Origin of the sequence: Rhodococcus sp. D-6, assembly GCF_040256695.1 — a bacterium.
Classification (GTDB): Bacteria; Actinomycetota; Actinomycetes; order Mycobacteriales; family Mycobacteriaceae; genus Rhodococcus; species Rhodococcus pyridinivorans.
Window position 1 is genome coordinate 3,620,747 of sequence record NZ_CP132970.1, and the last position, 24,991, is coordinate 3,645,737.

Consider the following 24,991-nt stretch of genomic DNA (forward strand, 5'->3'; position numbering starts at 1 on the left):
CGCGCCCGTGGTACGTCCAGGCTACGGAGGAGATCGTGGCTCCGAGCGAAAACACGGAACCCGTCGTCGGCGACAACCCGCGCTGGGGACTTCTTCCTCGACAAGGACCGACGTTCAATTCCGACGGACGCGGACGGCGGTGCCGGCGCACAGCACGACGACGGCACCGCCCGCAAACACTGCCCATGTCAATGGTTCTCCCAGCAGCCAGGCGGCCCAGCCGACCGTCATGATCGGCTGGGTCAGTTGCACCTGCCCGACCCGAGCCATCGGCCCGATGGCCAGACCTCGGTACCACGCGAAGAACCCGAGGAACATGCTGACGATGCCGAGGTACGCGAACGACGCCCAGTGCGTCACCCCACCCTGCGGCGGTCCGTCGGCGAGCGAGACCAGGGTGAGTGTCACCATCAACGGTGCCCCCAGCACCAGTGCCCACGAGATCGTCTGCCACGCACCGATCTCCCGCGCCAGCAGCCCGCCTTCTGCGTAACCGACGGCGGCGGCGACCACCGCGCCGAGCAACAGCAGATCGGCTCGACCGAATCCCGCGGCACCTCCGCCACGCAGGCCCGCGAAGGCCATGACGGCGACCGTCCCCGCACCCGCCGCGACCCAGAACGGGGTGGGCGGCCGTTCGTGGGCCCGCAACACCGCGACCACCGCGGTCGCAGCCGGAAGGATCGCGATGACGATCGCGCTGTGGTTCGCCGGTGCCATGGTCAGGGCGTACGAGGTGAGCATGGGGAATCCGATCACCACCCCACCTGTGACGACGGCGATCCTGCGCCACTGATGCGTGTTCGGGAGTCGTTGCCCCGTGAGCGCGAGCGCCAGAGCGGCGAGAACCGCCGCGACGACCGCGCGGCCGGCGGCGACGAACAGCGGTGACATCGCCCCGTTCTCGACGGCGATGCGGGTGAGCGGCACGGTCAGGGAGAAGCCTGCGACGCCGAGCAGACCCCAGGCGAGCCCGCGAGGATCGGGCGATAGCACTGGCCCGGCCGACACGATAGCGCTACTCTTCAATCTCATGTCGAACAGTAGCAGTTCCCAGCTCGTGGCGGAACTGACCCGGTGGATCGCCACCGCAGCACCCGGCGCCCGGTTGCCGTCGACGAGATCGCTCGTCGCGCAGTACGGCGTCAGCCCCGTCACGGTGCAGAAAGCATTGAAGACACTCCAGATCCGGGGTCTCGTGGAGAGTCGCACCGGTGTGGGAACCTTCGTCCGCCGGATCCGCACGTCGAACACGATCGATCACAGCTGGCAGACGGAAGCGCTCGGAACGGCTCCCTCGTTGCCTCGCGCCTCCGCCGCCCTGCGCACCGTGTCCAACGATGTGGTCTCACTCCACTCGGGCTATCCCGACCGCACGCTGCTTCCCGAACGCCTTGTCCGCGGAGCATATTCACGCGCAGCCCGCAGCGACGCCGCTGTAGGACGGACACCTGCTGCAGGACTTCCCGAACTGCAGGAGTGGTTCGCCGCGGAGCTGTCGGAAGCGACGAACGCGCGCACGGCCCCGCCGTCCGCGGGCGACGTGATCATCACCCCCGGCAGTCAGAGCGGGCTCGGGTCGATCTTCCGCGCACTCGTCGGCGCCGGTAATCCCCTCATCGTGGAGTCACCGACCTATTGGGGTGCAATCCTCGCGGCCACGAAGGCCGGCGTGCAGCTCGTACCGGTTTCCAGCGGACCCAATGGGCCCGATCCCGACGAATTGGCCCGCGCCTTCGATCGGACCCGGGCCCGCGCCTTCTACGCACAACCGAACTTCGCGAATCCCACCGGGGCGCAATGGTCGTCGTCGACCGGCGAGCGGGTCCTCGACGTCGTGCGCGATGCGGGAGCGTTCGTCATCGAGGACGACTGGGCCCACGACTTCGGGATCTCGGCCCCGTCCGTTCCGCTGTTCGCCCGCGACGATTCGGGCCACGTCGTCTATGTCCGCTCCCTGACCAAGAGTGTCGCGCCGTCGGTGCGGGTCGCGGCGATCGTCGCGCGTGGACCGGCTCGCGAACGCATCCTCGCCGACGTGCAGGCCGAATCCGTCTATGTGAGCGGCGTTCTCCAGACGGTCGCGCTCGACGTCGTCACCCAGCCGGCATGGCAGACCCATCTGCGGGCGGTGCGGCGCGAGCTCGAATCGCGCCGCAACCTTCTCGTGAGCGAACTTCGTGAGCTCGCACCGGATGTGGCTGTCGACGGGCTACCGTCCGGTGGGCTCAACCTGTGGGGCAGGCTCCCGGACGACGTCGACGCCGAGGCCGTCGCGCACGAGTGCGAGGCCGCCGGGGTGCTCGTCGCGGCAGGTGACGAGTGGTTCCCGGCGGAGCCCACCGGTCAGTACCTCCGGCTCAACTACGCAGGACCGAATCCGGCGGCCTTCCGGGAGGCCGCGCGGGTCATCGGAAAAGTCGTCTCCGGCGGGTGAGGGCGAGCGGACGTCACCGGCTCGTGCGGCGCCGGCGGGCCTTCCTCACCCGGGTGCGTTCGTCCTCTGTGAGCCCACCCCAGATCCCGTAGCGTTCACCGGAATCGAGGGCGTACTGCAGGCACTTCTCCCGCACCGGACAACGAGCGCAGACCTTCTTGGCCGAGGCCATCCGGTTCTCCCTCGCGTCGCCCCGCTCGTTGTCCGGGTGGAAGAACAACGATCCGTCTGCGTCGCGACAAGCCGCGTCCATCTGCCAATCCCATTCCTCGGTAACGGGAGGCGGCAGATAGAGCAACTTCAGCGCGGGCATGTCCTATCTCCCTCCATCGCGCAGGGTGCGGTAAACCTCGATCAGGTGGTCGGTGGACGCGTCGCCGGTCTCGGGGATCTCGTCGCCGGCGAGCACCGTCTGCAGGGCGGTGGCCTGGGTCTTGCCGAGTTCGACGCCCCACTGGTCGAACGAGTCGATCCCCCACACGACGCCTTGGACGAAGGTCTGATGTTCGTAGAAGGCGATGATCTGCCCGACCACCGACGGGGTCAGTTCCGGGGCGAGGATCGTCGTCGACGGCCGATCCCCGGGCATCACCTTGTGCGCCACCAACGCCTCGTCGACGCCGTCGGCGCGGACCTCGTCGGCATCACGCCCGAAGGCCAACACTTTGGCCTGGGCGAACATGTTCGCCAGCAACAACACCTGCATGCTGGTCTGCCCGTCGCGGGCGGGTAGGTCGTCGCCGCTACGGGCCAGGCCGAGGAAGTCGACGGGGACGATCTCGGTGCCCTGGTGCAGCAACTGGAAGAAGGCGTGCTGACCGTTGGTACCGGGCTCACCCCAGAACACCTCCCCGGTCGGACACACCACCGGTGTGCCGTCGGCGCGCACGGATTTGCCGTTCGATTCCATGGTCAGCTGCTGCAGATAGGCCGGCAGCCGCGCCAGATCCTGCGCATAGGGCACCACCGCGCGCGACCGATAACCGAGGATGCTCGCATTCCACACCCCGATCACCCCCGCCAGCAACGGTGCGTTCTGTGCCGGGGCGGTGGTGGCGAAGTGGGTGTCGATGGTGTGCATGCCGGCGAGGAACTCGGCGAACCGCTCACGTCCGATGGCGCACATCACCGCCAGCCCGATCGCCGAGCCGACCGAATAACGCCCGCCGACCCAGTCCCAGAACTCGAACATGTTCGCCGGGTCGATACCGAACTCGACCACCCGCTCGGTGTGCGTCGACACCGCGACGAAATGCTTCGCCACCGCGTCTTCACCGAGGGCGTCGACGAGCCAGCGGCGGGCGGCGGTGGCGTTGGAGAGGGTTTCGAGGGTGGAAAACGTCTTCGACGCGACGATGAACACGGTCGTCGCCGGGTCCAGGTCGGCCAGTGCCGCGGTCAGATCGGCGGGGTCGACGTTGGAGACGAACCGCGTCGCCGGCCCGTCGTGGAAGCGCCGCAGTGCGCGGGTGACCATCGCCGGGCCGAGATCGGAGCCGCCGATGCCGATGTTGACCACCGTGGTGATCTGCTGCCCGGTGGCGCCGCGCCAGTCGCCGCTGCGGAGGCGGTCGGTGAACTCGCCCATCCGGTCGAGCACGGCATGGACATCGGCGACGACATCGACCCCGTCGACGATCAACTGCGCATCGCGTGGCAGGCGCAGGGCGGTGTGCAGCACCGCCCGATCCTCGGTGACGTTGATGTGCGCACCCGAGAGCATCGCCTCCCGAGCCGCGGCCACACCCGTCTGCTCCGCCAGCTGGAGGAGCAGTTCGAGAGTGCGACCGGTGAGACGTTGTTTGCTGAAGTCGACCACCAGATCCCCGGCGTGCGAGGTCAACGCCTGCGCGCGCTGCGGTTCGATCGCGAACAGCTCCCGCAAGGACACCGCGGCGATCTCGTCGCGATGGGCATCGAGGGCTCGCCAGGCCTCCGTGGTCGTCACATCCTGTGTTTCCGTATCCATGTTTCTGCCAACGCCTTTCGTCACGCCAGTGCGCGCAGGCGCGGGGCGAGGTCGCGCTCGAACAACTCCAGGAACCGCTTCTGATCATGACCCGGCGCATGGAACACCAGATGATTCAACCCCGCATCGACATACGCCCTGACCTGCTCGACCGCCTCATCCGGATCCGACGCCACGATCCACCGCTTGGCGACCTGCTCGATCGGCAACGCATCCGCCGCCGCCTCCATCTCCATCGGATCATCGATCGAATGCTTCTGCTCCGGCGTCAGCGACAACGGTGCCCAGAACCGGGTGTTCTCCAACGCCTTGTCCGGATCGGTGTCGTACGAGATCTTGATCTCGATCATCTTGTCGATCCCCGCCACATCCCGCTCCGCCTTCTCCGCCCCCTCGGCGACGGCCGGCAACAGCTTGTCGGTGTAGAGCTCCATGCCCTTACCCGAGGTGCAGATGAACCCGTCCCCCGCGCGTCCGGCATAGCGTGCAACCACCGGACCGCCGGCGGCGACGTAGACCGGGATACCGCCTTCGGGCACGTCGTAGATCGACGCCCCCTTGGTGGTGTAGTACTCGCCCTCGAAATCGACCCGGTCTCCGCGCCACAGCTCGCGCATCAACCGCACCGATTCGCGCAGCCGGGCGAAGCGTTCCTTGAACTCCGGCCACTGGCCGGCGTAGCCGGTGGCGATCTCGTTGAGTGCTTCGCCGGTGCCGACCCCGAGGAAGATCCGTCCCGGATACAGACACCCCATCGTCGCGAAGGCCTGCGCGATCACCGCCGGGTTGTACCGGAACGTCGGCGTGAGCACACTCGTGCCCAGCTGCAACCTTTCGGTGCGCTCCCCCACAGCGGTCATCCACGCCAACGAGAACGGCGCATGCCCACCGTTGTGCCGCCACGGCTGGAAATGATCCGACACCGTCGCCGAATCCATCCCGTGCGCCTCGGCCAACACACCCAACTCCACCAGCTCGCGCGGCCCGAACTGCTCCGCCGACGCCTTGTATCCCAACTTCAGCATTACCGTGCAACCTCCGAACAACGTGGTGCCAGCGAAACGATCACGCACTATCGCGCAAATCCTGCACGAAATCATGCACACTGAGCGCAGACAGTGTCAATATCCACGCAAAGGTGTGTCGCCCGTGCGTTATGGTCGTGCACCGACCCCCGACCACGGCGTCCGAGTACCCAAAAATTCGAGTGCCCAGAGCCCTAGGAGCAATCGTGTCAGCGACCGCACGGCGACGTGAGATCTTCCACCGAATCCTCGCCGACGGATATGTCGATGCGAAGACCCTCTCGGCCGATCTCGGCGTCGACGCGTCCACGATCCGTCGCGACCTCGATTCGCTCGCCCGTGAAGGGAAGGTCGAGCGCACGCACGGGGGCGCCCGAGCGGTCGAGGGCGCGGGCCTCGAGGTGCCGTACGCCCTCAAGAAGGACGTACGCCGTGAGGAGAAGGTGGCGATCGCGGCGGTAGCGGCCGCCATGGTGTCCGACGGCGACAGCGTGGTGCTCGACAGTGGATCCACAACCTACGAGGTAGCGGTCGCACTGCGACACAAGGCGTCACTGACGGTCCTCACCAATGACCTGCGTATCGCGAAATACGTTGCGGCATTTCCCGATGTCCGGCTTCTCGTGTCCGGAGGCGAGCTCCTCGGCTCGGTCTACACCCTGGTCGGCGACCATGCCGTGCAGTTCCTCTCGGACTACTCGGCCGACTGGGCGTTCCTCGGTGCCGACGCCGTGCACCCCACTGCCGGCATCACCAACACCAACACGCTGGAGATCCCGATCAAGCGGGCGATGATCCGGTCGGCCGAGAAGACGATCGTCGTGGCGGATCGTTCGAAGTTCGGAGAGCGCGCGCTCGCCCGGGTCGCGAGCCTCGACGAGGTCTCGTGCATCGTCACCGACGGCGGCTTCGACGAGGAGAAGCGGGCAGCCTACGGCGACCGACTCGTGATCGCTTCGAACTCTTGACATACAATCATTCGGTTGTACATTTGGGATGTGAGCGGAGACGACGAGGACCGGGCCGATGCCCTGTTCCACGCGCTCTCCGACCGGACCCGACGAGACATCATGCGACGCGTCCTGGCCGGGGAGCACTCGGTGTCCGCTCTCGCAGCGAACTACGACATGTCCTTCGCCGCAGTACAGAAACACGTCGCCGTGCTGGAGAAGGCCGGTCTGCTCGTGAAGCGACGCAGCGGTCGCGAGCAGTTGGCCAGTGGTGACGTGGCGGCAGTGCGGTCGGTGGCGTCCATGCTCACCGAGATGGAGCAGCTCTGGCGCGGACGCATCGCGCGCATCGACGAACTCATCGCATCCGAATCCTCCGAGGAAGGCTGAGAAATGCCTGTAACCGACGTCCGGCACGACTCCGACCAGCCGACCCTGACCATCACCGCGGAGTTCGCCGCCCTGGTGTCCCGCATCTGGCAGGTCTACGCCGATCCCCGTCAGCTGGAGAAGATCTGGGGACCCCCGACCTTCCCCGCGACGGTGGTCGACCACAATCTGAAGCCCGGCACCCGTACCACCTACTTCATGACCGGCCCCGATGGTGAGAAGTACGCCGGCTACTGGGATATCACTACCGTCGACGAACCGACGGGCTTCTCGTTCCTGGACGGCTTCGCGGAGCCGGACTTCACCCCGAAGCCGGAACTACCCGTCTCACGGTGCGTCTACAGTTTCGAGGAGTTCGAGGGCGGCACGCGCGCAACCTATGTCAGCACCTACGAGAGCGCCGAAGCGCTCCAGCAGGTTCTGGACATGGGCGTGGTCGAGGGCGCCTCGTCCGCCATCAACCAGATCGACGCATTGGTAGCGGAGCAGTAGCACCGAGCCGAACCCCGGTCCGTGCGGAGAAGCAGTACACCTCGTCGGGTTTCGGGATCACGTGGATCTCGGAACCCGACGAGACGGGCACATGCCGATCCCACCGGACGACGATCCTGTCGGCATCTCCGTCCACGGTGTCCTTCGGCACCGCGTACACGAACGACTCGGCACCGAGTTCCTCGACCAGGACCGTCCGTAGCGACCAGGAGTCGGATCGCCACGCCCCCACGGTCGTCCACGATTCCGGACGGACCCCGATCACCACGCGATCGGAATCCACCGAACGCGGAACGCGGATTCGCAGCGCTCCGAGTTCGGCGTACCCGTCGTGTACAGCTGCCTCGACGAGGTTCATCCCCGGCGACCCCACGAACCCGGCGACGAAGGTGTTCACCGGCTCGTCGTACAACTTCCGAGGCGACGCGACCTGCTGAAGGCGGCCGTTCTCCAGGACGGCGACACGATCTCCCATCGTCATCGCCTCGATCTGGTCGTGGGTCACGTACACGGTGGTGGTGCCGAGCGACCGCTGCAACTCGGCGATCTGCGCGCGGGTGCTGACCCGCAGTTTCGCATCGAGATTCGAAAGCGGCTCGTCCATGCAGAACACTGCCGGGTGACGGACGATCGCGCGCCCCATCGCGACACGCTGACGCTGACCACCCGACAGCTTTCCGGGCTTGCGGTCCAGCAGTGATTCCAGTTCGAGCATCCGGGCGGCTTCGAGCACTCGGGCCGTGCGCTCGTCCTTCTTCATCCCCGCGTTCTGCAGAGCGAAAGCCATGTTCTCCGCCACGGTCATGTTCGGGTAGAGCGCATAGTTCTGGAAAACCATCGCGACGTCACGGGCCTTCGGTGGCAGTCCTGTGACGTCACGACCACCGATCTCCACGCGCCCGGAGTCGACCGCCTCGAGACCGGCGAGCATGCGCAGGCTCGTCGACTTGCCGCATCCCGAGGGCCCGACGAGGACGAGGAATTCCCCGTCCTCGATGTCGAGGTCCAGTCGGTCCACGGCAGGACGATCGGCACCGGGATACCGATGGGTGACGTTGCGGAAGGCGATGGCAGCCAATGGTGTTCCTTCTACTTCAGGTTGGGGGTGATCTGCCTGTCGACGACCGCCTGCAGCTGCTGCTGCACGTCGGCGAAGGTCGTTGCGACGTCGGCGTTCTGCAGTGCGATCCGTTCCAGGCCGGTCCCGATGATCTGATCGCCACCGGGGACGAACACCCGGGCGTAGTCCTGGGAGCGCGTGACGGCCAGCTGGTCGACCGCGGTCCGTGCGTTGGGGTTGTCCTCGAGGTACTCCTTCATGGCGGGGTTGTCCACCGCGGACTTCCGGACCGGCATGTAACCGATGTTCTGTGAGAAGTACGCGGTGTTGTCGCCGTTGGTGACGAACTCGACGAACTTCAGGGCATTGCGCTTGCGTTCGTCGGAGATACCGGACGGAATCGCCAGACCCGCACCACCGGTGGGGCATCCCGCGACGCCTTCGGGAGCCGGCAGGAAGGCCGTCCCGAATTCGAAGGACGCGTTCTGCGTGATACCCGACAGGTCTCCCGTGGACGCGATCGTGGAGGCGATGAGACCGGCGGAGAAGTCGTTCGCGATATCGGTCGTCACCGCGGCGTACTTCTTGTCGTGGATCATGCGCTTCAGGAATTCACCTGCCGCAATTGTCTTCTCGTCGGTGAACTTCAGGTCCCATCCGTCGGAATAGGCACCACCGAAGGTCCAGATCGGGCCCTCGAAGGTCCATCCGAGGTAATCCTTGGCGTTGCCCCAGCCGTGCGCGAGCCTGCCGTCGCCGACCACCCCCTGGATGCGGGGACCCCACTCGTCGAACTCCTCCCAGGTGTCGGGTCCGCGATCGGGAAGTCCGGCCTGCTGCCACACCTGCTTGTTGTAGTAGAACAGCGGAGTCGACCGCGCGTACGGAAGAGCGAAGTGACTCCCCTCGTAGAGATAGTCCGCGAGCAGGGAATCGACGTAGTCGCCGGTGTCCACTCCCACCTCGCGGAACAGATCGTCGAGCGGGGTGATCGCACCGGTGATCGCATAGTTGAACCACCACACGTCCGACAGCACGACCACGTCGGGCAGGTCGCCGCCGGAGAGCGCGGCGTTGAACTTCTGTGAGACCTCCTCGTAGTTCTTGCCACCGTCGATGAGATCGACCGTGATGCCCGGGTTCGCGTCCTGGAACCGCCGGATCAGCTCCTTCTCCACGTCCTGGGATTTGCCGGGGTGGTTGGACCAGAAGCTGATCCGCGATGCATCGCCGGATACCGATCCCGTTCCCGAAGTCTGGGACGAGCCACCGCCCGTCCCTGCACATGCGGTCAGCGCAGCGCTCGCAGCCACGAGACCGGTCAGCCCGAGGAAACGACGCCTGTCGATGTTCCTGATGTCCATTCCCAGCTCCCTGAGGATTCAGCCCTTGACCGCACCGGAGGTGAGGCCCTTGATCATGTGCTTTTGCAGCACAAGGAAAATCACGAGAATCGGCAGCATCGCGAGCACGGTGCCGGCCATGACCGGACCCCAGTTCGTGACACCGTCGTTGTTCTGGAGTTGTGTCAGCCCGATCGGTAACGGCGCAACGGATGCGTCGTCGGCCATCAGGAACGGCCATAGATACTCGTTCCACTCGTTCACGACGGTGATGAGCGCGAACGCGACCATGGTCGGGCCGGATACGGGGAGGACCACGCGCCACAGCAGCCGGAACGGGCCCGCTCCGTCCATCCGTGCGGCTTCGATGATCTCGGCCGGAATGGACAGGAAATGGTTGCGCATGAGGAACGTTCCGAAGGCCACGCCTGCCAACGGCACGATGATGCCCTGGAAGGTGTTGCGCCAACCCCAGTCCGCGACGAGCGCATAATTGGAGATGACGGTGATCTGGTTCGGCACCATCAGCGCGGCGATGATGCCGAGGAAGACGATGTTCTTGCCGGGGAACCGCAGGAACACGAGACCGAACGCACTGAACACTCCGAGGACGAACTTCACCGTCGCCAGTATCGTCGTGATGACGATCGAGTTGCGCAGGAACAACCCGAACGGCACAGATTCGGTTGCCTCCGTGTAGTTCTGCGGATGGAAGACGCTCGGCCACCAGGTCACCGGCAGCGTGTAGATGTCGGGCCGCTCCTTGAACGATGTCACGACAATCCAGTACAAGGGCAGAGCCACCACCAGCAGCACGAGCACCATGGCGACATAGGCCAAAGCCGTGACGGCGCGCTCTCGTCTTCGGTGCGAACGCGTTTCGTCCGCGGGTGCGACCAGGTGCACGACAGACTTCTCCGCGACAGCGGTCACGAGTGACCTCCTCGGTCCATGATGCGCACCTGATAAACGGTCACCGCGAGCAGTACCAGAAACATGATGGTGGCAACGGTGGCGCCGTAGCCGGCACGGAAGTTGCGGAACGACTCGTCGTAGATCTGGTAGACCATCGTGGTCGTGCCGGTCCCCAACGGACCCCCACGAGTCATGACGTTGATGATGTCGAAGACCTGGAACGAATTGAGCAGCACGGTGATCGACAGGAAGTAGGTGGTGGGCCGCAATTGCGGAAGGACGACGCGCCGGAAGGTCGTCCCCCGGGAGGCACCGTCGATGGCGGCGGCTTCGCTCAACTCGGGCCGGAGTCCCTGCAGTGCAGCGAGATAGATGACGAAGGTGTAGCCGAGGTTCTTCCACATGTACGTCAGGGTCACCATCACCAACGCCCAGTTGGGGTCCTGGTAGAAGTCCGGCGTCGGAATTCCCACCCGGGTCAGGACGTCCTGCACCAGACCGAAGTTCGGATCGAAGACGAACTGGAAGGCGATTCCGACGGCTGCACCGGAGATGACGAACGGTGCGAACAGCGCCGACCGGACGAGATTGCGTCCGTGGAGCCTACGGTCCAGAAGCAGTGCGAGCCCGAGTCCCAGTGCCATCGAACCGGCAACGGTCGCCACGGTGAACACGATGGTGTTGCCGACGATCTCCCAACTGTCGGGACGCGTGAACCATTCTCGGTAGTTGGCGAGTCCGACGAAGGTCGAGTTCGGGCTCGCGATGTTCCACTCGAAGAAGGAGAGCCGGATGTTGTCGGCGAGAGGCCGGTAGGTGAACAGGATCAACAGCGCGAGATTGGGCCCGACCAATGCCGCGAAGAGCGCGTAATCGCGCCACGGGCGGTGGCGGAGGCCGCGTTCGTGTTGCGGCAGGGTTCGTTCCGGACTCGGTGACACCGGAGCAGTGTGTGCCGACAGAACGAACCATGGGTTACGAAAGGGCGACGCCCCCTGCTATTCCGGACGAACGTTACGAACCGGAAGCAGGGGGCGTCGGAGATGTGCGTCGGTGTCAGAGATTCCAGTCGCCGAGACCGTCCCAGCCGTTGAGGGTTCCACCGGCCGTGTTCTGCACGATCACCGGATCGCCCTTCTTGGCGTTCTCGTAGAACCACTTGCCGTCCTCGGTGCTCACGTTGAGGCAGCCGTGGCTGACGTTGGTGTTGCCCTGCGCGCCGACCGACCACGGTGCGGCGTGGAGGAAGATGCCGCTGTTGGACATCCGCGTCGCGTACTCGACGTAGGTGCGATATCCCTCGGGGCTGTCGACGGGCACCCCGTAGGTCGACGAGTCCATGTACATGTCGCGGTACTTCTCACCGACGATGTACGTGCCGTTCGGGGTGTCGTGGCCGGGCTTGCCGAAGGACGTCGGCATGGTGCGGACGACCTCGCCGTTACGGGTGACGGTGATGGTCTTGGTGTTGTTGTCGGCGACCGTCACCAGAGCGTCACCGATGGTGAACGACGACTGAGTGTCGCCGGCCTTCACGGTCACCGCGGTGTTCGCAGGCCAGAACTCGAACGGCTTCCAGCGGACCTGCGTGTTCGACGCCCAGTAGAAGTGCCCGTCGACGGGCGGCTGCGTGGTGATGCGGATGGCGCGTTCGGCGGCTGCACGATCTCCGACGGCCTCGTTGAAGCGGATGATGATCGGCTGCGCGACACCCACCGTCTCCCCGTTCGACGGGTTGACGGACGGAGCGGAGAACGGGGCGGCCGGCTCGGGAGCGAGCTGGGGCGGAAGCTGCGGCGGCGTCACCCCGGGCGGCGTGAGCCCTTCGATCAGCTCTTGGACACTCGGCACCTCGGGCCCACCGGGCCACAGCGGTGCCGCGCTCGCAGGACCGGCGGTGGCCAGTGCCACGGCGGCTGCGCCCACGAGTGCAGCACCGATCCGCGCAGATCGGCGGCCCGTGCGGCGACCGTTCGACAAAGCTCGCTTTTCGAACATTCCACAACCCATCGTTCAGCGGTGCGCCGCGCCTTACTTCCCCTGCGCGGCGTGCTCGTACCCGTTCATTAGACACAGGACGGTTACGGACGGGCAATTCGAATGCGGACGGTCTCGGCGTTTTCCCAGTTCAGCGGACCGAGTGGTCTATTACGAATGCGGACGGCCACGGCGCGGGTGAACGGATATCACCCGCGCCGCAGACCCGCGGTCACACCGTTTCCGGGACGTCGAGGTGGGCGATGACGAGCTCGAACTCACCGGTATCGAGCACCCTGGCGCCTGCTGCCCGAGTCACCTCGGAGCGGATGTCGTCGACATGTGCTCTGGTGCGGTCCATCGCCTCGGCACTGTCGAACGTCAACGAGGTCACCCCGCGACCACCGGCACGGTCGAGCATCAGGCTGGCGCTGCAGAAACCCTCGAGTTCCTCCATCCGCGGCAGCGCGGCCATCTTCCACATGTCCACACCGCGATCCACCTGCGCGGGATCGATGTCGACCCAGGTGACACTGCAGCAGGACCCACGGGTCGAGTGGTGATCGCGGTGCATGACGGCGATCTCCCAGTTGGCCACGTCCGTGGTGGCATGGAACATCCGGGCCGCCTCGTCCCGGAGCATGCGGGCCATGCCTTCGCTGGAGCGCAACACGTCCTCGTCCCGCCAGGAGCTGGTGGCGATGCATCGGCCCGAGCCGCGGTCGATCAGCAGGGACAGCCCCAGGCAACCGTTCATGTCCGCCAGGGCAGGCATCACGATGTCGCGTACGTGCTTGATCCCGGCGTCGATGTACGACGGATGCGCATGAATTGTGGTGGAGCGTGCAAACACGATCGGCACCCCTCTCCTCAGGGCGGCGCCGACGCGGCGTCGCCGGTCGTTTCGGCGCGACCCCCCACCCGAAACCACCCGTGTTCACACTGCTCCCCTACTCGGCCGTAGGCAATAGACGGACAGCGTGCGTCTGTCATCCTCGAAGGGTGGCGGCCTCGAACGGCATCGACCGCATCGGTCCCGGAGACCTGATCGAACTCGTCTCGGACGTGGGACGGGTACCCATGAATGTCGGTGCTGCGATCTTCTTCGCCGGTGAGAACCTGACGAACCCCACGACACTGATGACCGTGCTCGCCGAACGCCTCGTCCGGATTCGACGCCTGCGGCAATGCCTGATCGAGCCGGCCTTCGGACTCGGGCGTCCCTACTGGCTCGACGACGCCCACTTCGACATCGATGCCCACTTCTCCCAGGTGCGGTGCCCCGGTCCCCGCGACAGGGACGCCGCACTGACGCTCGCCGCGGACGCCCTTACCCGGCCGCTGCCCCGATCGCAGCCGTTGTGGCGCGCGCTGCTCGTCACCGACATCGCGGACCCGAACGGGCACACGGCGTTGGTGATGGTGCTGCACCACGTCCTGGCCGACGGGATCGGTGGTCTGTCGATCCTGGCGCATCTCGTCGACGACACGGACAGCACACCGCCCATGCCCGAACAGCGCGCTTCAACGCAACCACCCAGACGAGAATTGTTCTACGACAATGCAATCGGTCACTTGCGGGCGCTCCGCCGGGCACCGCGAGCCGTCGCACGTCTTCCTGCAGCATGGACAGAACTCGGGAGGGGCGCCGGCAGACGTGCCCCGCGGTGTTCGTTGAACGCGCCCATCGGGTCTCGTCTGGCGCTCAGGACCGTCGAGGTGGATCTGGACACGCTCCGTCGGGCGGGACGGCAGTGGGACGCAACGATCAACGATGTGCTGCTGGTCGCCGTCGGGGGCGCCCTCGCCACCATCCTGCACAAGCGCGGCGAGTTCCCGTCCGAGCTGATGATCTCGGTGCCGGTCTCCGCCCGCACCGCTGCCACGGGTGGGCAACTGGGCAATCGCGTCGGCGTCATGCCCGTCCGGGTACCGCTGGACGGGACCCCGGAGCACCGGTCGGTATCCGTCTCCCGCACGACCCGACTGCAGAAGGCGAACGTGCGGGGCCTGTCTGCCGAACTACTGGGTCCGGTCTTCCGCGCCCTTGCGGCCGTCGGGGCGTTCCGCCGGTTCGTGGACCGGCAGCGCCGGGTCAACTCGTTCCTGTCCGACCTGCCGGGACCGTCGTCGACGCTCACCGTTGCCGGAGTGCCTGTCGCGTCGATGGTGCCGATGATCGTCACCACGGGCAACGTCGCGGTCGCTTTCGCGGCCCTGTCCTATGCCGACACACTGACCGTGGCGGTCGTCGTCGACCCCGATCTCGTCCCCGAACACCGTGACCTCACGGAGGCCCTGCGCGAACAGTTCCGCTCGATCGTCGCCTCCGCACAGTGACTGCCGGCCGCTCCGATGTGGCGGTCGGGAACCGAGGAGCGGAGTACCTTGCTGTGCATGTCGGAGAAGATCGCCGAGATCCGTACCCTCACCGATGCCCGGAAGGTGTTGGCATCGCAACCGTTCAGCGTCCTGATCGGAGCCCGTCTGACCGAGTACGAGCGCGGCCGGGCAGTCCTGGAAATACCGCTCAGGGAGGAACTGCTCCAGCAGTTCGGCTTCGCGCACGGAGGTGTTCTGGCCTACGCGGCCGACAATGCGCTCACGTTCGCCGCAGGCACGGCCCTCGGGCCGTCGATCGTGACGACCGGCATGAGCCTCGACTACCTGCGGCCCGCCGGGGGCGCACTCCTACGCGCGGTCGCCACGATCGTCAGCACCAGTCGCAGGCAGGCACTGTGTCGTTGCGAGATCTACGCCGTCACCGAGGACGGGACGGAGAAGATGTGTGCGGCGGCGCAGGGCAGCGCTCGCCTGATCGATCTGAATCGTTGAGCGGGACAATCTGTTCCACCCTCCGTTCAGAGACCGAAGATCCTCGCCAGTCGCGCATCGGAGTCGTACAGGGCGTCGGTGTCGAAAGTGGATGCGGAACTGAGCACCTCGTTCGCCCCGGTGGAGGCGAGCAGTTTCTCGAGCCCTTCGGCCACCTGATCCTCGGTGCCGGCCAGCGAACCCTTCGCGGTCTCGTCGACGATGCGGCGGCGCCGCTCGGTCATCGGCTGCCGGCGGATCTCCTCGATCGGGGACAGCGGCGGGAACGCCCCCTCTTCGCGTGAGACGGCCATCGCCCAGGCCTCCGGAAGCTGCAGCTCCCGAGCCTCGGCTTCGGTGTCGGCGATGAGGATGTCCAGGCCGACGACAACATAGGGCTCAGCGCCGGGTGTGGCCGGGCGGAAGTCGGCGCGATAACGGTCGAACGGTTCCGATCCCTGCCGCAGAAGCGGTCCGGCGACGACGACGGGCAGGCCCAGACGCGCCGCCAGCCGCATACCCTGCCCGGTGCCGAGGACGAAGATCGGAGGCGGCTCGGACAGTCGAGGACGCACCGTCACTTCGGCGGTGCCGTGCAGATAACCGCGCAGTTCCTCGATGTCGGCGGCGAAGTCGTCCGCGTCGGCCTTGTGGGTCCGCAGCGCATCGCGCACAGGCGCGGTGAATCCGAGGGAACGACCGACACCCAGATCGATCCGTCCCGGGTGCATCGCTTCGAGCATCGCGAACTGTTCGGCGACGACGATCGGTTGATGGTTGGGCAGCATGACGCCGCCGGATCCCACCCGGATCCGGCTCGTCCGCTCCGCGATCGTGCCGATGAGCAGCGGTGGAGCTCCCGACGCGATGCCTGGGACGGCGTGGTGCTCGGCCACCCAGAAGCGGTGGTAGCCGGCCGCCTCGGCGAGTTCGGCGCGACGCAGGGTCTGCTGCAATGCGGCAGCGTCCGGCTGCCCCTCCCGGGTCCGGGAGCGGTCCAGCAACGACAACGCCACCTGCACGGTCGTCTCAACACCGCGACCGTCCCGGATCTTCCCTGCAGGTCAGGGATCTTCGGGACCCCAAACGCGTCCGGCTGCGATCCAGTCCCCGTGGAAGTGGAGTTGCCCGTGCTCCGAGGCCTTCTGCGCCGCGGCGACACCGTGTGCATCGGCGAGGTACAGCAGGAGATCGGCGATCGCGTCTCCGACCGCGACGACCTGGTCGCGGGCATCACCCGCTCGGATCGCCATCTCGGCGAGTACGCGCCCGATGCCGATCGCCCCTGCCAGGGACCGGTGGTGGAGCTGGGTGCAACCGGCACGACCGCAGGACAGACACAGATCCGATACGTGATCACCCATCGGAGTCCTCATGTCATTTCCTGCCGAAACATAAAGCCAATTATGTCCGATTTCGTTTCGGTGCCGAATGGGAGGTGCCGACGTACTGGACAATGCCACCCCACTCGGCGTCCCGGACGAACTGCTCACGGCCGCGGGTTCTTCCGGGTCCACCGCGGCCGGTCGTTGCGGGTGGCCGCCGTGCAGCGACGACACGGGACGACTCCGTGTTCACCCAGCTCCGCCAGGTACAGCGCGTCGCTCCACGGCACGTGCGGAAAGCGGTCGAGTCGGGCACGGGAGAGCGGCACCCCGCACAGGGTCTGATTGGTGCCGGGCGTCCATGCGTGGGTGTCGCCGGACGGGTAGCGGATCCCGTCGGTATCGATCCATCGGCCCGACGCAGCGACCGCCGGGTGGGAGTGCTGAGCCATGGGTCCGGGTTCCCGCCACCGGACGGGATTACTCGATCCGCGACGCTGCGAGCATCTCCTCGATCGAGACGAACTTCAGGCGCGAGCGTCCCGCCGCCGATCCGCGGGCCTTCTCCTGCTTGTCGATCTGCAGCCAGCCCCGGTAATCGATGTGCTCCGGACGCCGCTCGGCGACCAGCGCCGCCAACTTCTCCCGATCGGCGACCGGCTCGGGCAGCTTGCCCTCGACGAAATCGTCGAGGATCTTCTCGACCGTTTCGGCAGAGCACTGCTTGTTGGTGCCGATCACGCCGCTGGGACCACGCTTGATCCAACCGGCGGTGTAGACACCGGGCACCGGTGCTCCGGTCTCGGCGTCGATCACCCGGCCGCCCTCGTTCGGGATGACCCCGCGCCGCTCGTCGAAGGGCAGACCGGCCGGCGCGGTGCCGCGGTAACCGATCGAACGCAGCACCAATCCCGCCTCGAGGATTTCGGTCTGTCCGGTCGGGCGGGCCTCGAGACGGCCGTCGACCTCGACCAGTTCGTTGCGCTCGAGGGTGATCGATTCGACAACACCGTCGCCGGAGATCTCCACCGGCGAGGCGAGATAGCGCAGCACGATCCGCTTGTTGCCCTCGGTGGGAGTGCGCTGCGCGAAGCCCTCGACCTGCCGCACCTTGAGCGTCAGGCGGGGTTCGACCTCCGGATCGTCGATCAGCGCGCGGCTGACCGGGTCGAGTTCGACCTCGACCGGGTCGACGACCACATCGACACCGGGCAGCGAGCCGAGCGCGAGCAGCTCCGGGTTGGTGTAGGCGGCCTGCGCCGGGCCGCGCCGGCCCACGACCACGACCTCGCGGATGTTCGACTTCCGCAGCGCCTCGAGCGCGTGCTCGGCGATGTCGGTGCGCGCGAGCTCGTCGGGGTCCATCACCAGGGCTCGCGCGACGTCCAGGGCGACGTTGCCGTTGCCGATGATCACCGCGCGTTCGGCCGACAGATCGAAGGTGTGGTCGGCGAAATCAGGGTGTCCGTTGTACCAGGCGACGAACTCGGTCGCGGCGCGGCTGCCCCCGAGGTCCTCTCCCGGGATGCCCAGCGTGCGGTCGCCTGCGGCACCGACGGCGTAGATCACGGCGTGATGGTGCGCGAGCAGTTCCTCGTGGGTGATGTGGGTGCCGACCTCGACGTTGAAATAGCACTGGGTGTTCTTGTGGCCGATGGCGCTGCGGAAGAGGTCGCCGACTCCCTTGGTGCTCTGATGATCGGGGGCCACACCGGCACGCACGAGCCCGTAGGGGGTGGGCAGGCGGTCGAAGATGTCGACCTGCACCGCCGAGTGCGTCACCAGATCCATCGCGGCATAGCACGCCGCAGGACCCGAGCCGACGATCGCCACCCGCAGCGTGCCCAGCTCGGCGGGCAGCTTGCGGCGCGTGCGCAGCTCGGGCCAGTCCGGTCCGATCGGGTAGCGACGGTAGTACTCGGCGTTGATCTCGAGATACGGCTCCTGCGCCGGCGTGAGTTCGTTGTCGGCGGCGATCGCATCCACCGGGCACTCGTCGACACAGGCCCCGCAGTCGATGCACGTGTCGGGATCGATGTAGAGCATCTCCGTGGTCGCGAAGGGTGCTTCGTCGGGTGTCGGGTGGATGCAGTTGACCGGGCAGACCTCGACACACGAGGCGTCGTTGCAGCACGCCTGGGTGATTACATAAGCCACAGTTGTACCTGCCTACAGTGCCGATTCCGGACCACGAACGAGCCTCAGACTAGTACACGTTCCAGTTTCGGTCGAGAACCACGTTCTCAAAACCATATCATCGAATTTCCGGCTGTCGAGGTGCCTCAGATGTCCGTTTCGGCGCTCGATTCGATGCGGAAACCGATCTTGAGAGTGACCTGCGTGTGGGCCACCCGGCCGTCGTCGATGTGGCCCCGGATGTTGACCGTCTCGAACCACTCGAGATGCCGCGTGGTCTCCGCTGCTCGCGCCACCGCTTTCGCGATCGCGTCGTCGACTCCCGTCGTCGACGATCCGACGACCTCGATCACCCGGTAGACATGGCTCATGGCTGAACTCCTCGAATCGACGATGCTCCGATTCGGATCGTCCCGCCCCCGAGGGACCCCCGTCCCCGGAACCACGAAAATGACAGAAAGATTCAGGCACGACGAGCGAGCAACCGGGCGAGTTCGCCCAGCCGCGCCAGACGCAGGTCCCCGAGCGGGATCGCGCCGGCACCGAGCCGGTTGGTGACGAAGGCGAGCGACAGACCGGTGTCGAGATCGGCGTACGCCCCCGAGCCACCCACTCCGTAGTGCCCGAGCGCACCGCGCGGACGCTGGATGCTCGCGAAGATGGGCTGGTGGTAGCCGAGCCGCCACGCCATCGGCACACCGAGCACGTAGTCCCGGCTGCGCACCCGCACGCGCGACATCTCGTCGATCGTGGTGGCGTCGAGGAACTTCACGCCGTCGATCGTCCCGCCGGCGGCTATCGCCCCGTACATACGCGCGAGCGAGCGGGCGGTGAACACACCGTTCCAGCCCGGCATCACCGAGTCGTGCACGGCCGGGTCGCCGACGAGCCTGTCGAAGCCGTCGGGCATCGCGGCCTCGGCGAGACCGCGGGTCGGTTCGAGTCGCGACAGGACCGCGGCGCTCGCACCCCAGTGCAGGCCGACCGGGGCGAGCCGCGGGAAGAGCTTCGCGATACGGCCCCGTTCGTCATGAGGCACGCGGTACCAGAAATCGGGATCGCCGAGGGGCCGGGCGATCTCCTGCTCCACGACCTCCACGAAGGGCAGACCGGTCACCCGCTGCACGAGTTCGGCGACGAGCCATCCGTAGGTGACGGCGTGGTAGCCCGAGCCGCGTCGCCGCCGTCGATCCGGTGCCGCCTGCTCGAGCGCCGCGACGGTCGTCTCGTAGTCGAGGATCCCGCGCGTCCCCGGAACCAGACCGCGCACCCGGTGCAGGCCGGATCGGTGGGTCATGACGTCCGCGACGGTGATGTCATCCTTGCCGTTCGCGGCGAACTCCGGCCAGTACTGCGCAACGGGCGCGAAGTAGTCGATCACTCCGCGCTCGGCCAGACGGTGCACGACGGTCGACGCCACGCCCTTGCCGGTCGAGAACGACAACGCCATGGTGTCGCGGCTCCACCGCTTGTCGGGGGCCGACCAGCCGGACCAGATGTCGAGGACCTTCTCACCGTGGAGATAGGCGGTGAGTGCGCCGCCGCCGTCCCGGGGCCGCTTGTACAGCGAGAAGAACGCGTCGGCCAGCCGCAGGAATCGCGGATCGACGACCATCTCGGTCGGCGCCGCCGGGCCCGGCCGGGCGTCGACCCGCCCCGGGACGTGCACCGGTGCGAACGACGCTGTCGCCCCGGCAGGTTCGAAGACTGCTCCGGTCGTCATCGCGACACCTCCATCGGCATGTGCGACAGGCTACGACGACACGGAACGTAAAGGAAGGGTTTACGTACAGTCTGTCTGTCGAGGATCCCGGCGAGACGCGTCGAATCTACGGCAGGGGCGACGGCGGCGTCTGCGCGCCAGGAGTGAAGTACCGGAAGTCGCCCAGCACGACACACCCGCGTGCGGCCTCGAGTTCGAACGCGGCCGCCGCCGTGCCCTCGCACAACACCGGATCGTCGGCGTCGCCCACATAGGCCTGCGACTGCGGACCCGCGGCGACGACCGCCGTGCCCGGACTTTCGAGCACACCGAGCGCCAGGGCCTCCTCCCCCACGCCGATCGCGAACAGCCGTCCCGACGTGCTTTCCCCGGCGCCGACACCGCCGTCGAATCCGGCGGCCACCACCTGTGCGGCACTGCGGGCATCGGCGAATCCCACGCCCCGCTCGGCATAGCTCCACGCCTCGGCGGTGCCGTCGGTGGACGCACCACACGCTTCGCCCCCGTCGATCTGCACGATCTCGGCCGGGGCACCCGGCGGTGCCGTGCACGTCGTGGCCGCGGACGCGGTCTGAGGAATGAGGAAACCGACCCCGATGGCGGCAGCGAATACTGCCCCGACGCCGAGAACCCGACCGGACGCCCACGAGCGAATCACGACATCGACCCTTCCGAACCTCGAGTGACTGTTCTCTCGGACAGTTTATGGACTCGCACCTCGGGAGGACTCATACTCGAGGTCACGACAGGGACGCGATTCCCCGAACGTTCCGGTTCACGTGTCCTTTGCCCGGTCGGTGTCGCGGGACGGTTGGACGCGCTTCGGCTCCCCCGGCATCTTCGGGTGATTCGGCGGATACGGCAGGTCGCCGATACCGTTCGCCTCGTCCCGTTCGGCCATCTCGAGCAGAACGTCCAGCGAGTGCGCATGCGCATCGAGATCCGCCATCGGATCGCCGCGCTTCGCCAGCAGATCCGGCACCGTGGCGATCGTGAAGTCGTCAGGTTCGGCGTCGACCAGCTCGTCCCAGGTCAGCGGAGTCGAGACGGTCGCGATCGGGGTGCGACGGGCCGAGTAGGCCGAGGCGATCGTCTTGTCGCGCGCGTTCTGGTTGTAGTCGAGGAAGAGCCGCTCTCCGCGCTCCTCCTTCCACCACGCCGTCGTCGCCCGCCTGTCGCTGCGCCGCTCGATCTCACGCATGAGCGCGATCCCCGCACGACGGACTCCGACGAAATCCCATTCGGGCACGATCCGCAGATAGATGTGGAGTCCCCGCCCACCGGACGTCTTGGGATATCCGGCGAGTCCCAGTTCGTCGAGAAGCGGGCGCACGACCTCCAGCGCCACGGCCCGCGCGTCGCCGAAATCGGTTCCCGGTTGCGGGTCGAGGTCGATGCGCAATTCGTCGGGACGGTCGGTGTCGCCGCAGCGCACCGGCCACGGATGGAAGGTCACGCACCCGAGATTGGCCGCCCACACCACGTCGGCAGCCGAACACACACGCAGCGCATCGGCGGTACGCCCCGACGGGAACGTGATCTCGCAGGTCGCCACGTGGTCGGGTCGCTTGACCGGTGCCCGCTTCTGATAGATCTCCTCCCCCTCGATGCCGTCGGGAAAGCGCTGCAGATGCGTCGGCCGATCGCGCAGAGCCGTCAGGATCGGTGCGTCGAACTCGGTGGCGACCCTGCGGTAGTACTCCACGAGGTGCCGCTTCGTGCCACCTGCGGCGCCGAGCTGCGGGAAGTAGATCTTGTCGGGGTTCGACAACCGCACGGGCGTGCCGTCGACGTCCAACTCCTCCGCGGGCGAACGCTTCGTGGCCATGTCAGTCCTCCGTCCGGTCGAGCACATCCGACAGGTCGTAGCGCACCGGCACCTCCAGCTGGTCGAACGTGCAGCTCTCGGGGTCACGGTCGGGACGCCACCGCAGGAACTTCGCTGCGTGCCGGAACCGCATCCCCGCTCCCGACACACCTTCCATCTGGTCGTACGCGACCTCCACGACACGTTCGGGACGCAACGGCACCCAGCTGCGGTCCACCGCCGAACGCCACCGCGTCGGTTCGCCCTGCTCGACGACGTCGTCCCCGAGTCGCAGCGGTTGCAGTTCGGCGAGCAGTTCCTCGCGCCGCTCCCGCGTGAACGCCGAGGCTCCGCCGACCATCGCAAGTTCGCCGTCGTGATAGAGCCCGAGCAGCAACGACCCGATTCCCTCGACGCTCTTGTGCATGCGGTAGCCCATGAGGACGCAGTCGGCGGTGCGGGCATGTTTGAGCTTGAGCATCTCCCGCTTGTCGGGCACATAGAGCCCGTCGAGTCGCTTGGCGATCACGCCGTCGAGGCCGGCCCCTTCGAACTCCTCGAACCAGCGGCGGGCGGTATCGGTGTCGGTCGTGGCCACCGTGACATGACAGCTCTTACCCCCGCCGATCTCGGACCGCAGCCGCGCGCGCCGCTCCGCGAACGGGGTCTCCATGAGATTCTCGTCGCCGAGAGCGAGCAGATCGAAACCGACGAACACGGCCGGTGTCTGCTCGGCGAGCATCGTGACCCGGCTGGCGGCCGGATGGATCCGCTCGGACAGCGCCTGCCAGTCGAGTCGGGTGCGGCCGTCGTGTTCGCGCGGGACGACGATCTCCCCGTCGACCACGCACCTGCGGGGCAGTTCGGCGCGCGCGGCGTCGGCGAGTTCCGGGAAGTAGCGCACGAGGTCCTTGCCTCCGCGCGAGCCGAGAACCACCTCGTCACCGTCGCGGAAGACGATCGCCCGGAAACCGTCCCATTTGGGTTCGTAGGACCACTCGTCGGGACCGTCTTCGGGTTGGGAGGGGACGGTGGAGGAGACCTTGGCGAGCATCGGGGCGATCGGCGGCACCACAGGCAGGTCCATGCGGCACATCGTTCCACCCTTGTACGGGTACCGGCAGCACTTCCGTAGGCTCTTCGACCATGAACATTCTCCGAGGGGCGGCCGGTGCCGCGGTGGCGTTGGCGGCAGCAGGGGTGCTCGGAGGATGCGCGACCCCGGTCGAAGGGCAGGCCGTGCCCGCCGCGAACGCCCTGAACACGTCCACGGCGCCGTCCTTCTCCCTACCCACCACGACCCCGTCGGCGTCGTCGTCGACCGAGTTGAGCGTCGACGTCGCAGCCGGCGAATGCGTCGCGCTCGGCGGCACGGTCGACGACGCGACCATCGACTACGCGGTGTGCGGCAGCCCGAGCTCGAATTACAAGGTCGTCGACGTCGTCGATGCCAGTGCCATGTGCCCCGGCGACATCGACCAGACCTACTACGAGTCCTTCGGCGGCATCGAGGTCGGCGCGTTGTGTCTCGACATCGACTGGGTGGTGGGCGACTGCATCGACCTCGGCGGCGAGGATCCGCAGCGCATCGACTGCGGTGAGCCCGCGGTCCAGGGCGAGGAGGTCACCGAGATCCTGCTCGACACCTCCGACGTGAACGCCTGCTCGACGTCCGAGGGTGGGTTCGTGTACCGGGAACGCAACTTCGTGGTCTGCACCGACACCATCTGAGGTTCTCTCCTTGTGCGGATGCCCGTCGCGGCCGCGACGGAGCATGTCGGTGCCTCCCGCAACAATGCGTTCGACAGATCATCATCCGACGGACGCGAGGACGGAACATGACGCACTGGCCGGACAGACCGATCTGCGCGTTCGATCTCGAGACCACCGACCGGGATCCCCGCAACGCCCGCATCGTCACGGCATGCGTCGCGACCTTCGACGGCGACCGCATCGACACACGCTCGTGGCTGCTCGACCCGGGTATCGCGATACCCGAGGAGACCACCGCGATCCACGGCATCACCACCGCCCACGCCCGCGCCGAAGGACTCGACTATCTCGAGGGATACAAGCAGATCCGGCAGGCCGTGAGCGACGCGTGGGCGCGCGGCCACATCGTCGTCGCATTCAACGCCAGCTACGACCTGACGGTCCTCGACGCCGAAGGACGCCGGCTCGGCCTGACGGGGCTCGACATCGGCACGGTCGTCGACCCGTACGTCATCGACCGGGAGATGGACCGCAGCCGGCCCGGCAGGCGCACACTGCAGGCGGTGTGCGAGGCGTACGGGGTGTCGCTGCCGAATCCGCACGAGGCCGAGGCCGACGCGCTCGCCGCCGGCCACCTGACCCGCGCGCTCGTGGCGAGATTCCCCGAGCTCGCCGAACTCGACATCATGGCCGATCAGGCCGCCTGGCACGCCGAACGGCAACGCAGCTTTGCCGAGTACCTGCGCGGGCTGGGTCGCGAGGTCGTCGACGTCGACGACAGCTGGCCCGTCCGGCTCCCCACGCCGGTGGGTACCGATGTCCTCGAGCGTCCCGCGACCGAGACCAGGTTCCGGCGCGCGCTGCGCGCGATCCGCGAGTTCTTCCGGCGACTGCGCCGCCGCTGATCAGGAGTGC

General features: G+C 66.9%; 27 protein-coding genes. 8 read left to right on the forward strand and 19 right to left on the reverse strand.

The genetic code is table 11. The annotated features are described in order from the left end of the window. Positions 1-114: 114 nt before the first annotated feature. The gene (locus RBB84_RS16835) at positions 115-996 is read right to left on the reverse strand and encodes a DMT family transporter (RefSeq protein ID WP_064257489.1); all 882 of its coding nucleotides are present in this window, start codon (positions 994-996) and stop codon (positions 115-117) included. 37 nt (positions 997-1,033) lie between these two features. Between RBB84_RS16835 and RBB84_RS16840 the strand changes: the two genes are divergently transcribed. Further along, complete coding sequence (locus tag RBB84_RS16840; RefSeq protein WP_064257490.1) at positions 1,034-2,437, forward strand: PLP-dependent aminotransferase family protein; 1,404 nt, start codon at positions 1,034-1,036, stop codon at positions 2,435-2,437. A gap of 13 nt (positions 2,438-2,450) precedes the next feature. On the opposite strand, the gene RBB84_RS16845 is transcribed toward RBB84_RS16840, so the two are convergent. From RBB84_RS16845 to fgd, 3 genes are read right to left on the reverse strand one after another with little or no spacing between them, the layout of a single operon-like run. Continuing rightward, a complete protein-coding gene (locus RBB84_RS16845; protein WP_006553755.1) occupies positions 2,451-2,750 on the reverse strand; it encodes a WhiB family transcriptional regulator in 300 nt (99 codons plus the stop codon). Positions 2,751-2,753: 3 nt separating this feature from the next. Then, entirely contained in the window at positions 2,754-4,406 is a 1,653-nt protein-coding gene (gene pgi / locus RBB84_RS16850) for a glucose-6-phosphate isomerase (protein WP_247849561.1), read from the reverse strand. 20 nt (positions 4,407-4,426) lie between these two features. Next, positions 4,427-5,431 (reverse strand): glucose-6-phosphate dehydrogenase (coenzyme-F420), encoded by a 1,005-nt coding sequence (fgd, locus tag RBB84_RS16855; protein ID WP_138844654.1) that lies wholly within the window; start codon positions 5,429-5,431, stop codon positions 4,427-4,429. Positions 5,432-5,637: 206 nt separating this feature from the next. On the opposite strand from fgd, the gene RBB84_RS16860 reads away from it, so the two are divergent. Genes RBB84_RS16860 through RBB84_RS16870 form a run of 3 tightly spaced genes read left to right on the forward strand, consistent with a single transcriptional unit; the run spans position 5,638 to position 7,263 of the window. Further along, positions 5,638-6,399 carry a DeoR/GlpR family DNA-binding transcription regulator gene (locus RBB84_RS16860; RefSeq protein WP_024102122.1) on the forward strand — a complete coding sequence of 254 codons (762 nt, stop codon included), beginning with the start codon at positions 5,638-5,640 and terminating at the stop codon, positions 6,397-6,399. Between the two features lie 30 nt (positions 6,400-6,429). Then, a complete protein-coding gene (locus RBB84_RS16865) occupies positions 6,430-6,771 on the forward strand; it encodes a metalloregulator ArsR/SmtB family transcription factor (protein ID WP_006553668.1) in 342 nt (113 codons plus the stop codon). Between the two features lie 3 nt (positions 6,772-6,774). After that, positions 6,775-7,263 (forward strand): SRPBCC domain-containing protein, encoded by a 489-nt coding sequence (locus RBB84_RS16870; protein ID WP_064257338.1) that lies wholly within the window; start codon positions 6,775-6,777, stop codon positions 7,261-7,263. Here RBB84_RS16870 and RBB84_RS16875 read toward each other — a convergent pair. The 6 genes from RBB84_RS16875 to RBB84_RS16900 form a co-directional block, all read right to left on the reverse strand. Next, the gene (locus RBB84_RS16875; protein WP_064257339.1) at positions 7,229-8,341 is read right to left on the reverse strand and encodes an ABC transporter ATP-binding protein; all 1,113 of its coding nucleotides are present in this window, start codon (positions 8,339-8,341) and stop codon (positions 7,229-7,231) included. The genes RBB84_RS16870 and RBB84_RS16875 overlap by 35 nt on opposite strands. An 11-nt stretch (positions 8,342-8,352) precedes the next feature. Next, positions 8,353-9,681 carry an ABC transporter substrate-binding protein gene (locus RBB84_RS16880; protein ID WP_039585301.1) on the reverse strand — a complete coding sequence of 443 codons (1,329 nt, stop codon included), beginning with the start codon at positions 9,679-9,681 and terminating at the stop codon, positions 8,353-8,355. Positions 9,682-9,705: 24 nt separating this feature from the next. Beyond that, positions 9,706-10,572 (reverse strand): carbohydrate ABC transporter permease, encoded by an 867-nt coding sequence (locus RBB84_RS16885; protein WP_228045187.1) that lies wholly within the window; start codon positions 10,570-10,572, stop codon positions 9,706-9,708. A gap of 23 nt (positions 10,573-10,595) precedes the next feature. Beyond that, a complete protein-coding gene (locus RBB84_RS16890) occupies positions 10,596-11,522 on the reverse strand; it encodes a sugar ABC transporter permease (RefSeq protein ID WP_024102126.1) in 927 nt (308 codons plus the stop codon). A 115-nt stretch (positions 11,523-11,637) separates the two neighbouring features. Beyond that, positions 11,638-12,579 (reverse strand): Ig-like domain-containing protein, encoded by a 942-nt coding sequence (locus RBB84_RS16895; RefSeq protein ID WP_006553674.1) that lies wholly within the window; start codon positions 12,577-12,579, stop codon positions 11,638-11,640. 211 nt (positions 12,580-12,790) lie between these two features. Further along, positions 12,791-13,420, reverse strand: a complete 630-nt coding sequence (locus tag RBB84_RS16900; protein ID WP_019290804.1) for a hypothetical protein — start codon at positions 13,418-13,420, stop codon at positions 12,791-12,793. A 140-nt stretch (positions 13,421-13,560) separates the two neighbouring features. Here RBB84_RS16900 and RBB84_RS16905 point away from each other — a divergent pair, with 140 nt between their 5' ends. Continuing rightward, on the forward strand, positions 13,561-14,898 hold the full coding sequence (locus RBB84_RS16905) for a wax ester/triacylglycerol synthase domain-containing protein (protein ID WP_064257340.1): 1,338 nt from the start codon (positions 13,561-13,563) through the stop codon (positions 14,896-14,898). 57 nt (positions 14,899-14,955) lie between these two features. Beyond that, entirely contained in the window at positions 14,956-15,393 is a 438-nt protein-coding gene (locus RBB84_RS16910) for a PaaI family thioesterase (protein WP_064257349.1), read from the forward strand. Positions 15,394-15,419: 26 nt separating this feature from the next. Here the strand turns inward: RBB84_RS16910 and RBB84_RS16915 are convergent, their stop codons facing one another. The 9 genes from RBB84_RS16915 to RBB84_RS16955 all read right to left on the reverse strand — a co-directional run bounded on the left by RBB84_RS16915 (position 15,420) and on the right by RBB84_RS16955 (position 23,450). Continuing rightward, positions 15,420-16,388, reverse strand: a complete 969-nt coding sequence (locus RBB84_RS16915; RefSeq protein WP_064060870.1) for an MsnO8 family LLM class oxidoreductase — start codon at positions 16,386-16,388, stop codon at positions 15,420-15,422. A gap of 48 nt (positions 16,389-16,436) precedes the next feature. After that, the gene (locus RBB84_RS16920; RefSeq protein WP_231912103.1) at positions 16,437-16,736 is read right to left on the reverse strand and encodes a hypothetical protein; all 300 of its coding nucleotides are present in this window, start codon (positions 16,734-16,736) and stop codon (positions 16,437-16,439) included. 125 nt (positions 16,737-16,861) lie between these two features. Continuing rightward, a complete protein-coding gene (locus tag RBB84_RS16925; RefSeq protein ID WP_064257341.1) occupies positions 16,862-17,149 on the reverse strand; it encodes a hypothetical protein in 288 nt (95 codons plus the stop codon). A gap of 28 nt (positions 17,150-17,177) precedes the next feature. Beyond that, a complete protein-coding gene (locus tag RBB84_RS16930; protein ID WP_064257342.1) occupies positions 17,178-18,854 on the reverse strand; it encodes an FAD-dependent oxidoreductase in 1,677 nt (558 codons plus the stop codon). A gap of 125 nt (positions 18,855-18,979) precedes the next feature. Continuing rightward, a complete protein-coding gene (locus RBB84_RS16935; protein WP_006553682.1) occupies positions 18,980-19,204 on the reverse strand; it encodes a dodecin in 225 nt (74 codons plus the stop codon). Between the two features lie 92 nt (positions 19,205-19,296). After that, on the reverse strand, positions 19,297-20,556 hold the full coding sequence (locus RBB84_RS16940; protein ID WP_064257343.1) for a serine hydrolase domain-containing protein: 1,260 nt from the start codon (positions 20,554-20,556) through the stop codon (positions 19,297-19,299). Positions 20,557-20,662: 106 nt separating this feature from the next. Then, positions 20,663-21,214 carry a DUF6764 family protein gene (locus RBB84_RS16945; protein WP_006553684.1) on the reverse strand — a complete coding sequence of 184 codons (552 nt, stop codon included), beginning with the start codon at positions 21,212-21,214 and terminating at the stop codon, positions 20,663-20,665. A gap of 117 nt (positions 21,215-21,331) precedes the next feature. Then, positions 21,332-22,384: a DNA polymerase domain-containing protein gene (locus tag RBB84_RS16950; protein ID WP_064257344.1), complete on the reverse strand. Its 1,053-nt coding sequence runs from the start codon at positions 22,382-22,384 to the stop codon at positions 21,332-21,334. A gap of 1 nt (position 22,385) precedes the next feature. After that, complete coding sequence (locus tag RBB84_RS16955) at positions 22,386-23,450, reverse strand: ATP-dependent DNA ligase (protein ID WP_064257345.1); 1,065 nt, start codon at positions 23,448-23,450, stop codon at positions 22,386-22,388. Between the two features lie 59 nt (positions 23,451-23,509). Between RBB84_RS16955 and RBB84_RS16960 the strand changes: the two genes are divergently transcribed. Both RBB84_RS16960 and RBB84_RS16965 read left to right on the forward strand, forming a co-directional pair. Continuing rightward, positions 23,510-24,094: a hypothetical protein gene (locus RBB84_RS16960; protein ID WP_064257346.1), complete on the forward strand. Its 585-nt coding sequence runs from the start codon at positions 23,510-23,512 to the stop codon at positions 24,092-24,094. A 107-nt stretch (positions 24,095-24,201) separates the two neighbouring features. After that, complete coding sequence (locus RBB84_RS16965; protein ID WP_024102137.1) at positions 24,202-24,981, forward strand: 3'-5' exonuclease; 780 nt, start codon at positions 24,202-24,204, stop codon at positions 24,979-24,981. Positions 24,982-24,991 lie beyond the last annotated feature (10 nt).